This window comes from Mycoplasmopsis gallinacea (assembly GCF_900660495.1).
GTDB lineage: Bacteria > Bacillota_I > Bacilli_A > Mycoplasmatales > Metamycoplasmataceae > Mycoplasmopsis > Mycoplasmopsis gallinacea.
Genome location: NZ_LR214950.1, coordinates 685,925 through 699,285 on the forward strand (window position 1 = coordinate 685,925; position 13,361 = coordinate 699,285).

The 13,361-nt window shown below is 29.8% G+C and carries 12 protein-coding genes and 5 tRNA genes; 14 read left to right on the forward strand and 3 right to left on the reverse strand.

From position 1 onward, the window contains the following. Positions 1-82: 82 nt before the first annotated feature. Positions 83-2,020, forward strand: a complete 1,938-nt coding sequence (locus EXC51_RS02605; RefSeq protein WP_129620384.1) for a hypothetical protein — start codon at positions 83-85, stop codon at positions 2,018-2,020. A gap of 92 nt (positions 2,021-2,112) precedes the next feature. On the opposite strand, the gene ptsP is transcribed toward EXC51_RS02605, so the two are convergent. From ptsP to nagA, 3 genes are all read right to left on the reverse strand, one after another. Beyond that, on the reverse strand, positions 2,113-3,810 hold the full coding sequence (gene ptsP / locus EXC51_RS02610) for a phosphoenolpyruvate--protein phosphotransferase (protein ID WP_129620385.1): 1,698 nt from the start codon (positions 3,808-3,810) through the stop codon (positions 2,113-2,115). Between the two features lie 124 nt (positions 3,811-3,934). After that, positions 3,935-4,669 carry a glucosamine-6-phosphate deaminase gene (nagB, locus tag EXC51_RS02615; protein ID WP_223211656.1) on the reverse strand — a complete coding sequence of 245 codons (735 nt, stop codon included), beginning with the start codon at positions 4,667-4,669 and terminating at the stop codon, positions 3,935-3,937. A 9-nt stretch (positions 4,670-4,678) separates the two neighbouring features. Then, a complete protein-coding gene (nagA, locus tag EXC51_RS02620; RefSeq protein ID WP_318024500.1) occupies positions 4,679-5,779 on the reverse strand; it encodes an N-acetylglucosamine-6-phosphate deacetylase in 1,101 nt (366 codons plus the stop codon). 265 nt (positions 5,780-6,044) lie between these two features. On the opposite strand from nagA, the gene EXC51_RS02625 reads away from it, so the two are divergent. From EXC51_RS02625 to EXC51_RS02685, 13 genes are all read left to right on the forward strand, one after another. Beyond that, positions 6,045-6,119 (forward strand) — tRNA-Asn (locus EXC51_RS02625). Between the two features lie 6 nt (positions 6,120-6,125). Then, a tRNA-Glu gene (locus tag EXC51_RS02630) sits at positions 6,126-6,201 on the forward strand. A 5-nt stretch (positions 6,202-6,206) separates the two neighbouring features. After that, positions 6,207-6,282, forward strand: a tRNA-Val gene (locus EXC51_RS02635). A 1-nt stretch (position 6,283) separates the two neighbouring features. Next, positions 6,284-6,359: transfer RNA gene (locus EXC51_RS02640), tRNA-Thr, on the forward strand. A 34-nt stretch (positions 6,360-6,393) separates the two neighbouring features. Then, positions 6,394-6,477: transfer RNA gene (locus tag EXC51_RS02645), tRNA-Leu, on the forward strand. 313 nt (positions 6,478-6,790) lie between these two features. Continuing rightward, positions 6,791-7,876, forward strand: a complete 1,086-nt coding sequence (locus EXC51_RS02650; protein WP_129620387.1) for a ribonuclease III domain-containing protein — start codon at positions 6,791-6,793, stop codon at positions 7,874-7,876. A gap of 232 nt (positions 7,877-8,108) precedes the next feature. After that, positions 8,109-9,662, forward strand: a complete 1,554-nt coding sequence (locus EXC51_RS02655; RefSeq protein WP_129620388.1) for an MAG3240 family lipoprotein — start codon at positions 8,109-8,111, stop codon at positions 9,660-9,662. A gap of 81 nt (positions 9,663-9,743) precedes the next feature. Continuing rightward, entirely contained in the window at positions 9,744-10,052 is a 309-nt protein-coding gene (locus EXC51_RS02660) for a holo-ACP synthase (RefSeq protein ID WP_129620389.1), read from the forward strand. A 15-nt stretch (positions 10,053-10,067) separates the two neighbouring features. Then, complete coding sequence (locus tag EXC51_RS02665) at positions 10,068-10,829, forward strand: lysophospholipid acyltransferase family protein (RefSeq protein ID WP_129620390.1); 762 nt, start codon at positions 10,068-10,070, stop codon at positions 10,827-10,829. Then, on the forward strand, positions 10,822-11,589 hold the full coding sequence (locus EXC51_RS02670) for a segregation/condensation protein A (RefSeq protein ID WP_129620391.1): 768 nt from the start codon (positions 10,822-10,824) through the stop codon (positions 11,587-11,589). Before EXC51_RS02665 ends, EXC51_RS02670 begins: the two co-directional genes overlap by 8 nt. Beyond that, positions 11,579-12,151, forward strand: a complete 573-nt coding sequence (gene scpB / locus EXC51_RS02675) for an SMC-Scp complex subunit ScpB (RefSeq protein WP_129620392.1) — start codon at positions 11,579-11,581, stop codon at positions 12,149-12,151. Before EXC51_RS02670 ends, scpB begins: the two co-directional genes overlap by 11 nt. A 45-nt stretch (positions 12,152-12,196) precedes the next feature. After that, on the forward strand, positions 12,197-13,045 hold the full coding sequence (locus EXC51_RS02680; RefSeq protein WP_318024501.1) for a pseudouridine synthase family protein: 849 nt from the start codon (positions 12,197-12,199) through the stop codon (positions 13,043-13,045). Positions 13,046-13,056: 11 nt separating this feature from the next. Continuing rightward, entirely contained in the window at positions 13,057-13,359 is a 303-nt protein-coding gene (locus EXC51_RS02685; protein ID WP_129620393.1) for an Asp-tRNA(Asn)/Glu-tRNA(Gln) amidotransferase subunit GatC, read from the forward strand. The last annotated feature ends 2 nt before the right edge of the window (positions 13,360-13,361 follow it).

Consider the following 13,361-nt stretch of genomic DNA (forward strand, 5'->3'; position numbering starts at 1 on the left):
ATTTAATAAAACTAACTTTTCTAAATTTTTATGCGTGTTTTGTTTAAAATTTTTGTATAAAATACAAAATTTTAGGAGTTTTATGAAATTGAAATGAAATTTATTATTATCGAGTGCTACAATCTTGACAGCAGTCTCAACATTTTCAGTAGTTTCATGTAATGATACAAAAAAAGTTGAAAACAAAGATTCTAAAAATAAAGGTGAGACAACTACAGGTACAACAACACCTGCTAAACCAGTTGAAGAACCTAAAACTTCAACTAAGACAGTTGTTACACAAGAAATGCTTAACAGTATTTTAGAAAATAACCTAGTGATTAGCTTAAACCCTGAAGCTGCTTCAAAAACACCATTTGGAGCTAAAGCTACAGACTTAGTTATTTCACTTCAAATTAAAGATTCAAATCCATCTGTAAAACAAGAACACTTAGATTTAGTGTCAGTTAATGTTACTACTTCAGTTCTTGGAGATGAATTACTTAAATTAGAACAAGATCTTACAAGATTAGATCAATATAGAGAATTAGAAACATTATACAAAGATGGTAAAAAACAATTTAATATAGAAATAAGTACACCAAACGAAAGTGGTGATGCAAACTTAGTTGCAAGTAAAAAAATTGAACAAAGCGGATACTTAAACGAAACACAAGTGGATGAAATTCTTACTGAATCACTTGCTAATTCATATATTTCAATTTTCAATGAAAGTAAAGTAAAATTAGTTGTTCCAAGATCAGGAAAAATCTTTGATAAAATTAACAACGCTTTCTATGACACAACTAACGCCTTTACATTAACAGAAAAACCAGGAATGAGAGGAAAAGTTCACGTTAATGTTGAAAGTAAACCATTAGAAGGAAAACTTACATATACAAAAATGGCATTTATCGAGCCAGAATCTGTTCTTTTCTATAACAAAAAAGCAGATAAAAGTATTGAAGTTGGAGGATTCCAAAAATTAGTCTTAACAGGATTTGTTCTTGGCTCTAAATTCGATTCAGCTTCACATCCAAAATTAGATAAAGTTCCACTTACAGAATCAATCGAAGTTAACCTTGCTAGTGCATTTGAACAAAGAGAAAAATCAGAAATTTCTCCAGAAGAATTTACACCAGAAATTCTTAAACAAATTACTGTATTACCAAGCTCAATCACAGTAAGAGGTGTAGAAATTCCTTTAGGTGCACACTTTGTTGAAAGATACCAAGTTGCATTTGAAGTATTAAATGCTGATAAAAAAGCAGGTGTAGTGTCATACAAAATGTTATTAAACAAACCAACAGATGAAAATGCACTTTACCTTAATTCATTAGGAGAAACAACCACAGAATACCCAGAAGATCCTAAAGCCAAAGGATTTAACGGTTATGTAGTGGTAGTTGTTAAAGGATTGAAAAAAGAAGTTGCGCCAGTTGTTGCACCAGAACAACCAGATCCAACCGAAGAAGGAACAAACACAACAAGTACACCAGAAGATTCAGGTTCTAGCGCAGATAATAATGTTGAACCAGAAACCAATGAACCTGAAGAAACCGTTGAAACAACACCATTTACAGGAAAAATTACATTAGTAGAAGGGTTAACAGTTGAAAAAGTTCTTGCTATTAATGATCAAATAAAAAACAATAAAAATAAATTTAAACAAGCCCAAGCAAATGTTTTAACTTTTGAATTCCAACTTTACAAACCAAATTGAACTTTAGCACCAAAAGGTTCAGGTAAAATTGCAGGAAAAGATATGTTAAAATTAGAAGCAGAAGTGGTAGAATTAATCGCATTCTCAAATGATAAATATCTTAAAGGCATTTCTTTCAATAAGCAATCAGGTGTTCTTTCATTTGTAATCGAAGGAAAAGATGGACAACAATATCCACAATCATTCACAATTCCTCATGAAAATGCAGCGGTAGAATCTGATGATTCATCAGATGAAGAAGTTGCAACAGATAGAGAACAACCAGTATCAGATTCTGAATCACCTAATCCATCAACCGATTCTCAACCAACAGCTTAATTTGGTTATTAAATAGTTAAAAGTAAAACGGCATCTATTTGATGTCGTTTTTTTGCATAAAAAAGAACCCTTAAAGGGCTCTTTAATGCTTATTAAAAGCTTTTGGCTAATAATTCTTGAACTTCTTTATCTGTATCGAGTTCTAAAGCTTTTTCAGCGATTTTTTTGCATTCTTCATATGAAAGATTGTTAATAAGTTCTCTAGCTGGAAGCACGCTTCTTGCGCTCATTGAGAATTCATCAAGACCAAGTCCTAATAAGATAGGCAATGCTTTTTGATCACCAGCCATTTCTCCACACATACCAGCTCATTTACCATGTTTGTGTGCTCCATCAATAACATATTTAATTAATTTAAGAATAGATGGGTTTAATGGTTGATAAAGATATGAAATGTTTTCATTCATTCTATCTGCAGCCATTGAGTATTGAATTAAGTCGTTTGTACCAATTGACACAAAATCTGCATATTTACAGAATTTGTCTGAAAGCACAGCAGCTGCTGGCGTTTCCATCATAAGTCCAACTTCAATATCTTCTTTTTTAGCAATGTTTGGATATTTAGCAAGCATTTTGTCATAACATCTGTTAAACACTTCTTTTGCATCGATAAATTCTTGAACATTTGTGATCATTGGGAACATAATTGCTACTTTTCCGAATTCACTAGCACGAATTAAAGCATTTAATTGTGTTTCGAAAATGTCTAAATTTGAAAGACAGAATCTAATAGCTCTATATCCTAAGAATGGGTTTAATTCATCAGGGAACTTAAAGTATTTTAAAGTTTTGTCTCCACCAATATCTAAAGTACGGATAACAACTCTTTTTCCGTTCATTCCTTCAACTGCTGATTTATATGCTTGGAATTGTTCTTCTTCTGTTGGTCAATTTTCATTATCCATATATAAGAACTCTGATCTGAAAAGTCCTACAGCTTCACCGTCATTTTCTAAAACAGCTTCAATTTCTTTTGGTGAACCAATGTTTACTGCAAGTTCAACATGTTTACCATCTTTTGTAACTGATGCTTTACCTTTTAATAATTTAAGTTTTTCTAAGTAATTTGCATATTCTTCTTGAGCTTTTTTGTATCTTACAAGTTCTTCTTCTGAAGGGTTAACTACAACTTCACCTTTACTTCCATCAAGTGCAATTACATCGCCCATTTTTGAGTGTTCCATAATTGAGTTTGTTCCAACAACACTAGGGATTCCAAGTGAACGAGCCATAATAGCTGTATGTGATGTAGGCCCACCAATGTTTGTAACAAAACCTTTAACAAAATTACGGTTCAATTGAACTGTTTGACTTGGAGAAAGATCTTCAGCAACAATAATAACTTCTTTATCAATTGCTAAAAGATCTGGTTCTTCAATTCCGTTAAGAGCAAATAATAATTTTTTAGCCACGTCTTTAATATCGGCTGCTCTTTCACGCATATATTCATCATCCATAGATTCAAAAATAGCTGCAAATTGGTCATAGAATGTTTTAACTGCATATTCTGCAGATGAACCATTTTTAATTTCAGCATTTACACCATCAATAGCAGCTGGATCAAGCACGAAACTAATGTGAGCATCAAAAATTGCTGCATGCTCAGGGTTTGAAGCAAGTTCTCTTGTTTTTTCTAATTTAACTAAAACTTTTTCACGCGCTTCTTCGTATAATTTTAATTCTTTGTCTGGATCTGAAGATGTTTTTGTAATGTCCATAGGTAATTCTTCAATTTTGAATACCTCTGCAATTGCAACACCTTTAGATGCTCCGATACCTTTGATAACCATAATAACTCCTTATTATCAATGTTAATAGTTTTTAAATTTTACAAAATTTACCACAGTAATTTAGGTAGCGCAAAAAAGGGCAAAAATAAAATGTGTAATCATTTACACATTTTAGATTTTGTTTTTATAACAATTTAGCTGCTTCTTTGTCGATTAAGAATGTTACATCATTGTGTAATTGTAAGAAACTAGCTGGACAATCTGAAGAAACAGGACCTTTAACAGCATCATAAATAGCTTGAGATTTTGATGATCCTGAAGCTACTAAAATAATTTTTTTAGCACTTAAAATATTACCAATCCCTAAAGAAATAGCGGTTTTTGGAATATCATTAGGGTTATCAAAGTAAATTTTATTTGATTCAATTGTGCTTTGTGTAAGTTGTACTTCTCTTGTTAATTGATCTTTTTGTGACCCAGGTTCATTAAAGGCGATGTGCCCATTTGTACCAATTCCTAAAATCATAAAATCAATTCCACCAAGAGCATCAATTCTTTTGTTAAATTCATCTGCATTTTCTGCAATATTTCCATTTCCGTTAGGGAAGTTGATGTTTTGTTTTTGAATATCAATGTGATTGAATAAGTTTTCATTCATAAAGTAGTGGTATGAACATTTGTTTGTTTCTTCAATACCAACATATTCGTCTAAATTAAAGCTTACAACATCTTTAAAGCTTACTTTTTTATCTTGGTAAGCTTTAATTAAGTTTTTATAAGTTTCAATTGGGCTTAATCCTGTAGCAAAGCAAATTCTACTATCTGCTTTGCTATTAATTTGGTCAATAAACATTTGTGCAGCTTTTTCTGAAAGCTGGTTATAAGTAGGGAAAATTTGTACCTTAATTTCGTTTTTCATTATTTCTCCTTAGATTTTGTTTCCGTTTACATAAACACCTAAAATATCTAAATTCTTTTTATCTAAAATAACAAGGTCAGCTATTTTATTTTCTTTAATAGCACCAAGATCTAAATTCATCATTGTAGCAACATTTGTTGATGTAAGAGCAACTGCATTTTCAAGCGAATATCCAAGCTTAATGATGTTTTTAAAGCTATCATAAAGGGTAATTCCACTTCCTGCGATAGTTCCGTTTTCTTTAATTGTAATTAGTAAATCTTGCTTAACCACAGCAACTCCACCTGAGATGCTATCACCATTTGGACCATATGCTGGTTTAATTGCATCAGAAACGCAATACACTTTATCAACGCCTTTGTTTTGGATAGTGAATTTTACTGTCTGAGCACTTACGTGATTTAAATCAACAATTAATTCAGTATATACATTAGGATTCATTAAAGCAGCTTGCGCCATTCCTGGTTTTCTTGAATCAACCCCACTCATTGCATTTCATAAATGACACACCGAAGCACAACCATTTGCAAAGTATTCTTGGGAAATATCAAATGAAGCATCTGAATGCCCAATTGAAGGAATGATGTTAAGATCAAACATTTTTTTAAGCACATTAAGATCGACCATTTTAGGGTCAAATGAAATTTTTCTTAACATTTTATTAGAAGCTTGATACATTTGATTTAAATTTGCATCACTAGCTTTTAATAATCATTCAGATTTATGAGCACCTTTTTTATTTTCACCAATATATGGACCTTCAATGTGAAGTCCTAAGTTTTTGCTTACTCATTTTTGGTTCAAGCTAATTTCATTTAAAGAAGCAAGAATTTTTTCTCATGAATTAGTCATTGCAGTAGGCATGAAAGAAGTAACTCCGTATTTGGCTAAATTCTCAGAAATAATTTCTGTAGCTTTAGTGCCTTCCATTACATCATAACCTACAAAACCATGAATGTGTGTATCAATAAATCCTGGGATAGCGAGCTTATCTGATTTTTGTCCTTCTTTAGCAATGATTTTAGATATTTTGTCATTTTCGATATAAATGTCTGCACATTCAATTGTGCTATCAGCGTTTACAACTGTAACATTTTCAATAATTTTCATTAATGTAAACCTCTTCTTGAAGATTTTGATAATTAAATAATAATTATTAGATTAATACTTTTGTATATAATTTTATTACTTTTTATAATCCATTTAATAATATGCATAAAAATTGAAAAAATATAAAAAAAGCTTTTGTTTTATATTTTTAATGTATGATAAATAACGAACACACCGCAAGTGATGTTCGATTAGCAAAAAATTAAAAAATATTTTGTTAATAAAAATTTTTATGCTATAATAATTTAGCAAACAAACACAAGATGCCGATTTAGCTCAGCGGTAGAGCAGCTGGCTGTTAACCAGTTGGTCGTTGGTTCAATCCCAATAATCGGCGCCATTATATGGTCTGTTGGTGAAGCGGTTAACACACATGGTTTTCATCCATGCATGCACGGGTTCGATCCCCGTACAGACTGCCATTTATGGAAGATTAGCTCAGCTGGGAGAGCGTCGCCCTTACAAGGCGAATGTCATGGGTTCGAGTCCCTTATCTTCCACCACGCCGTCTTAGCTCAGTTGGTAGAGCAACTGACTTGTAATCAGTAGGTCGTAGGTTCGAGTCCTATAGACGGCACCATATGCATAAGCATATTTTTTTATAACTTTTTTAAGCGCGAGTGGTGAAATTGGCAGACACGCTAGATTTAGGCTCTAGTGCCTCCGGCATAAGGGTTCGAGTCCCTTCTTGCGCACCATGTTTTAGTGTCTAACGATGTATAGTCGTTAGTTTTTTTATGCAATTTTTGTCAATTTGCTTAAAAATTTCATAATTTTTTATTACAATTTTAGTGTCAAAAGATGAATAAAGAGTGTAAATCTCTCAAATTAAGTTATGGAATTCTCTTTGTTGAATTTGCCTTATTAACAGTGGGGAAAATTCAACAAAAGTGGTTTATAAAGAAATTTTGGAAATTTATATTCTATAAAATATTTTGTCTTTTTTCAAATGCAATTATTTTGTAGAATTTTTATTTACCTTCTAATGCATTAATGTTTTAGGAGGTTTTTATGAGAAATTTAAATGATTATATTGAAGTTGTCGAAAGCCAAATTGGTTACGAATTTCAAAATAAAGAATTACTATATCAAGCATTCACAAGAAGAAGTTTTTCTATTGAAGAGGGCGGAGAAAATAACGAAGTTTTAGAATTTATCGGTGATACAGTCCTAAATTTATATGTCACTAAAATTTTGATGGATAAATACGGATTTCAAAATGATTGAGATGAATTTGCTACTCGCAAATACAAAACAGAAGGTAGTTTAACCAATTTAAAGAAAAGACTTGTCAATAAACGCACACTTGCAAACAGAATTGAAGAAATGGATCTAGAAGATCTTCTTTATATGGGCAAAGGCGACATTAAGCAAAAACGCCACGAAGAAGCATCTGTTAAAGAAGATTTATTTGAAGCTATTTTAGGAGCAATTGCCATTGATTCAAATTGAGATCCAAAATCTTTAGAAGAATCTGTAGAAATGATGTTAAACATCGAAAATCTTCTAGATAAAAATTTCAAAGAAGAAGATTATGTAACATTTATTCAAGAGTGAAACCAAAAAGAACATGGCGAAATTCCAGTTTATGAATTTATTGATTGTTACTCAAAGAAAAGAGATCCGTTTGATTTCGGTTTTACTACAATTTATATACGAAATTATGAAAATAAAAAATATCTTGTGAAATTGAGTCTTAGTACACCAAGAGGCCAAAAATTATATCAAGTATTTTCAGATAGCAAATCAGAAGGAAGAAGATTAGTTGCTAAAGAAGCATATGATGATTTATGAAAACATGATGAATTATGGACAATTAATGATGAATGTCCAGAAGATTTAACTCTACGAAATTCAATTTCTACACTTCACAATTTAGCTCAAAAAGGTTATATTTCAATGCCAGAATATGACATACCAGAAGAAGAGTTATACGATGAAGACGGAGATCCTTTTTGAGAAGTGACTTGTGAAGTAAAAAGCGAAGATATATCTTGAACTGCAAGTTGAGATTCTAAAAAACAAGCAAAGAGATATGCTGCATATTTATGTCTTTGTGAAATTTTTGGTTTAGAAGATGAGTATGAAAATAAATAATTAATACATTACAATTCCTTTTATGTGAACTATGTTTTTATAAAAACAGTTCTACAAAAGGAATTTTTTTATATCTTGTAATTTTAAATACACTCATATTCACTCTTTTTAATTCAAATTTTATCCAAGATGTATAAAATCAAGGGTGTGACATTTCGTTTGCTATTTAATAAAATCCGAGTTATTCTGGATTTTTTTGTATATAAAAATAATGATTCAATATAATTTAGATATGAAAAAAAATAAAAAGATTTTTTTACTTTCATTATCAACATTTGCTCTCCCAAGTGTTTTCATTAGTTGTAATGATGCGCAAAAAATTACGATTGAAAAAGAACTGAATAATCAAATTTACAACAAAGATCAATTTCTTTTCTTAAAGCAATTAAGTAATTTTTATAACAAAGGAGAAACAGTAATAACAACTGAAAATAACTATCAAGAGAAATACCTAGAAAATATTTCGAATTTTGATGTACTTTTCACTAATGAATATGATCTGGATTCGCTTGTGCTTCAATTAAACAAAAATAGAATCAGTTCAATCAAAAAAGACTTCTTTGATGGTAATTTGTATGTTAAAAACATTCAATTAGCTCTTTTGGATATAACTTCCAACCTGGACAAATATTATTCAATTTTTCCAAATCTGATCAAAACAAGTAATATGAGAATGATTGGCTTTGTAAATAATCAGGAACAAATTGAGTATTTAGAAAAACTTTTGACTTTTTACTTTAAAGCCTATAAATTTAATGGAAAAAGTTTAAAAAGAGTAAAAATACATCCACTTAATTATTCTTTAGATAAACTTTATTTACAAATAACTTTTTATGATCAAGAGGATAAAGAGATATTTAAAAATTCATCTGCTTTTCTTTTTGATTTCTTTAATTACAATCGCACACCTAGCTTTCCAACTTCATTTAAATTAGAAATTCGAGATGAAGTTGCTTTATTTAATGAGCAAGTTCGAAACTTTAATATCGCACTTGAAAATAATCTATTAGGAATTAGAGATTCTGAAGATATTTTAGAAAACGGTATTTTAGATTATAAAATGACAGCCAAAGGATTTTTAGCATTTATTAAGCAAGCAAACGATTATTTAAAAATAAATATTCCTGATTACCTTAGAGACAAATATGTCTATAAAATAGATATAGAAAATTCAAGTAGCACTAATTTACTTAATAATTCACATTCAATTGATAAAATCTACTTAAATAAATATGACAAAGAAGATAATTTATTAGATATAACTTATCTTTATTCAATTGATTTTTCATCTCATAAACACCTTTTTACAGGGTATAAAACAAACCTGGATAATGATGATCTTTTTGACTTATATCATTATAATTCATATGAAAAAGATGAGCAAGGTAACATGATTGCAACAAGTCAAATTCACTACAATGAATTTAAAGATATTTTTATTAAAAACCTAGATTTATCTATTGAAAAACTGAGCTCAAAATCTTTGTTTTGAGGTAAAAAGCAAAGTGAAATTGATCCATATGAGTTTTATTATTCTGGCCAAAACCAACTTCTGTTTTTAAATTGAGTAGCTACAACTTTTATTAACGGATACTTAATTAATTTTGATACACAAACAGATCTTTTTGAGCCTTTAGTAGTTGAATTTAGTGATGCAAAAATAAATCAAAACAAGCCCGGAATAATTGATGTAAATGTCAAAATTAAAGGTTTAACTAATAACTTTACATACGATGAATTTGAATATTCAATCAAAGGATTTAAGGGATTTTCTAAAGCAAAATAATAAATCGAAAAGGCTTTTTAGGCCTATTTTTTGCATAAATTTATTATTTTTATTTAATTAATAAATTATAATATTTTTAATATGAAAAATATTGGGGTAGATTTAACTAAAATATCTCGCTTTGCTAATAAAGATATTAATTTTGCAAAGCGAATTTTATCTATTTCAGAATTAGCAATTTATAAAAAAGTACCAAAAGAAAGAAAGCCTCTTTTTTTAGCTCGTGCTTGAGCAATTAAAGAAGCGATTTTTAAAGCAAATAATGATTATGCTAAATTTACAGAAATTGATCTTTCTAAAGAAGATAAAAAGTGAGTGTTTAAAAACTTTAGCATTTCAATTTCGCATGATGATGACTTCATTATTGCTTTTGTGGTTGAAAATGATTAATTTTAGGGAGGGGAAATGAAGTTAACAATAAAACCAATTTTCAAGAAAATTTTATTTGTATTTCCATGATTAAATAGACTTAGAAGGATTTTTTCTTTATCTAGAAAATATCGTAAAACACCTGAGAATGTGCCTGCACAATTAAGAAATGATTTTTTAAGCAAGCTTTCTCGTAAAATCTTAGACATTTACAATGTTGATTTAGAAGTATTTGGTGCTGATAATCTTCCTAGTTCAGGTAATGTAATGCTTGTGCCTAATCATAAATCAAATGCAGATTCATTAGCGATTATGGCTGCATTATGAAAAGTACAAGATGATCCAAATAAAGAAAGAAAAGTGCCAACTTTCTTAGCTAAAAAAGAACTCTTAGATTCAAGAATTCTTAGAAATGCACTTTCTTTAAACGATGCTTTTGCTATTGATCGTAATAACTTTAGAGAAAGTTTAGAAGTTCTTAAGGAGTTTTCAGCTTTTGTTAAGGAAAATAAAACTTATGGTGTTATCTTCCCAGAAGGGACAAGAGTTAAAGGTAAAGAACTTGGTGAATTTAAATCTGGAGCTTTCAAGGTAGCAAAAAATGATTATTACACAATTGTGCCAGTTGCAATTAGTGGTAGCGAAACTGTATTTAATAAAGATAGAAAAGGTCGCTTAAAAGTAGTAGTATCATTTTTAAATCCGTTAAAACCAACTGCTTATATGACTCAAGAACCTAAAGCTGTTGCTGAAAGAGTAAGAAAATTAATTCAAGAGGAAATAGACAAAAATGAATAATACAGAAAATACACTTCAATTCGAAAAGCTAGAAGAGTATAAATTTAAAATTGGTAAATTTGATGGTCCATTAGATTTATTACTTTCACTTGTAAAAGATAAAAAAATCAACATTATGGACGTGGATATTGCTGAAATAGCAACCCAATATTTACAAATTATTAAACACCTTCAAGATAGTGAAATCAATTTAGCTGGTGATTATCTTTTAATGGCTGCTACTTTGATTCAATTAAAAGCTAAAATGATTCTTGAAGAACCAGAAGAAGTGGCTGAAGTTGAAGAAGAAAAACAAAACCTTATTCAACAACTTATTGAGTATCAACAATTTAAAGAAATTAAGGAAGCTTTAAAAACTTTTCAAGATGCTCGTCAGGATATTTTTATTAAAAAACCGAGTAACATTGATGAATTTGTAGTAGATTCAAATGATGCTAGACTTGATGGAAAATCAAACATTGTTAAACTTGTAAGCACACTTAGAAAAATGTTTGAAAGAGTGTATGCTCAAAAATTAAGAATGACTAAGCTAGAAACATTCAAGCTTACACCAGCAGATCAATTTGATTTTATTATGAACTTACTTAAACAGAAAGAAACTCTTTCTTTTGAAGAAGTTTTCACTTTGCCTAGCTTAAATCACTTTGTGGTTACATTAATTGCTGTGCTTGATCTTTCAAGAAGACAAAAATTAATTATTGAGCAAGAAGAACAATTTGGGGAAATTGTTATCAAAAGGGGACCTGAATATGAAAAATAAGATTTTAGAAGCTCTTTTATACATTCAAGGGGATGAAGGGTTAACGTTAGAGCAAGTAAAAGAAATTTTTAACTTAAATACATTAAGCGAAGCTAAAAAAGTTTTAGTAGATTTTCATAAAGATTTTAACGAGCAAGATCGGGGGCTTAAAGTAGTCGCTTTTAATGAAGTTTATAAATTAGCAACTAGAGAAACAGTTAAAGATTTTGTTAGCAAAATGGTAAATGTTACAAAAAAACAAAGACTTTCAAATGCTGCTATTGAGGTAGCAGGGATTGTTGCTTACAAGCAACCAATTACTAGAGGTCAAATTGCAAAAATTAGAGGTGCAGCTTCTGATCAAGTTGTTAACACACTTTTAGTTAAAGGTGTCATTGAAGAAGTTGGGGTTTCGCCAACACAAGGAAATCCGGTGCTCTATGGAGTCACTCCTAAATTTTATGATCACTTTAAATTAACAAATATGACTGATTTACCTAAAATGAGAGACTTCAACTATGTTGATGGAGTTGAAAACGAAGATCAAGACTTCAATTTATTTACAAGTCAAAGACAAGATTAAATTTCCTATTTTTTAATAGGATTTTTTATTATTTAAAGGAAATTTATGCAATTAGAAAAAATTACAGCGACTAAAAATGACCAAGGAAGAAGTTTATATAAACTTCTAGGTAAATATTTTGACAATGTTCCTAAAAGCAAATTAGAGCAGCTTTTTAGAAAAAAAGATATCAAAGTTAATGGTAAAAGAAATCTTCCTAAAGACTACATTGTTTCAGAAGGCGATCAAATTTGAGTTTATGGAATTAGTGATGTTTCTAAAGATCAAGAAATTATCAAAGTAAATCACAATTTCACTATTTTGCACGAAGATGCAAACATTTTAGTTATTGATAAAAAAGAAGGCATTAGCATCCATGATGGAGATAACTGCTTAGATAATCAGGTTCTTAGCTATTTAAAATACAAAAAAACTGATAGCTTTAAACCAAGTCACATTGGAAGATTAGATAAAGAAACTAGCGGAATTATTGTTTATGGAAAAACTTATGAAGCTGTAGTGCAATTTAACAAAGCAACTAACAACTTCATTAAAAAATATCTTTTTATAAGCGATTTTAATTATGATAAAAAAGATGTGGTGCTTTATCAATACATTGATAAAGAAACTCAGAAGTTAAAATTTAGTCCTAAAGAAAGAGAAAATTCCAAAATGGCTCGCACTATTTTAACTTTTGATGGAAAAAGAAAAGAGGCAGAAATTCTTACTGGCAGAAAACACCAAATTAGAATTGCTCTAAAATTTCTAGGCTATCCAATTTACGGGGATAAAAAATACGGTGGTAAAAAAGCTAAGCGCTTAATGCTACATTCATATTATTTAAAATTAAATGGTCTTGAAGGTGCTTTAAAATATTTAAATGGTTTAGAGTTTATCTCGCACCCTAAATGATAAAAGGAGCTACAATGAAACACATTAGTAAAGAAAAACTTTATGAAATAGTTAACTCATTAATGCTTGAACCAAGCAAAGAAGTTATTGAAGGTATCTTAGAAAAATGAGAAACAATTCAAAATGATCTTGAAGATATTAAAGCTTGAGATTTAGAAAATGTCAAGCCAATGACACATATAAATGAACAGTTACACATTGATTTTTTAAGAGAAGATGAACCAGCGAGCTTACCAAGCATTAATAAAGAACAAATCTTAGCAAATGCAACTGAAAAAGATGATTCATTTGTAATTACAACAAAGGTGGTAGATTAAAA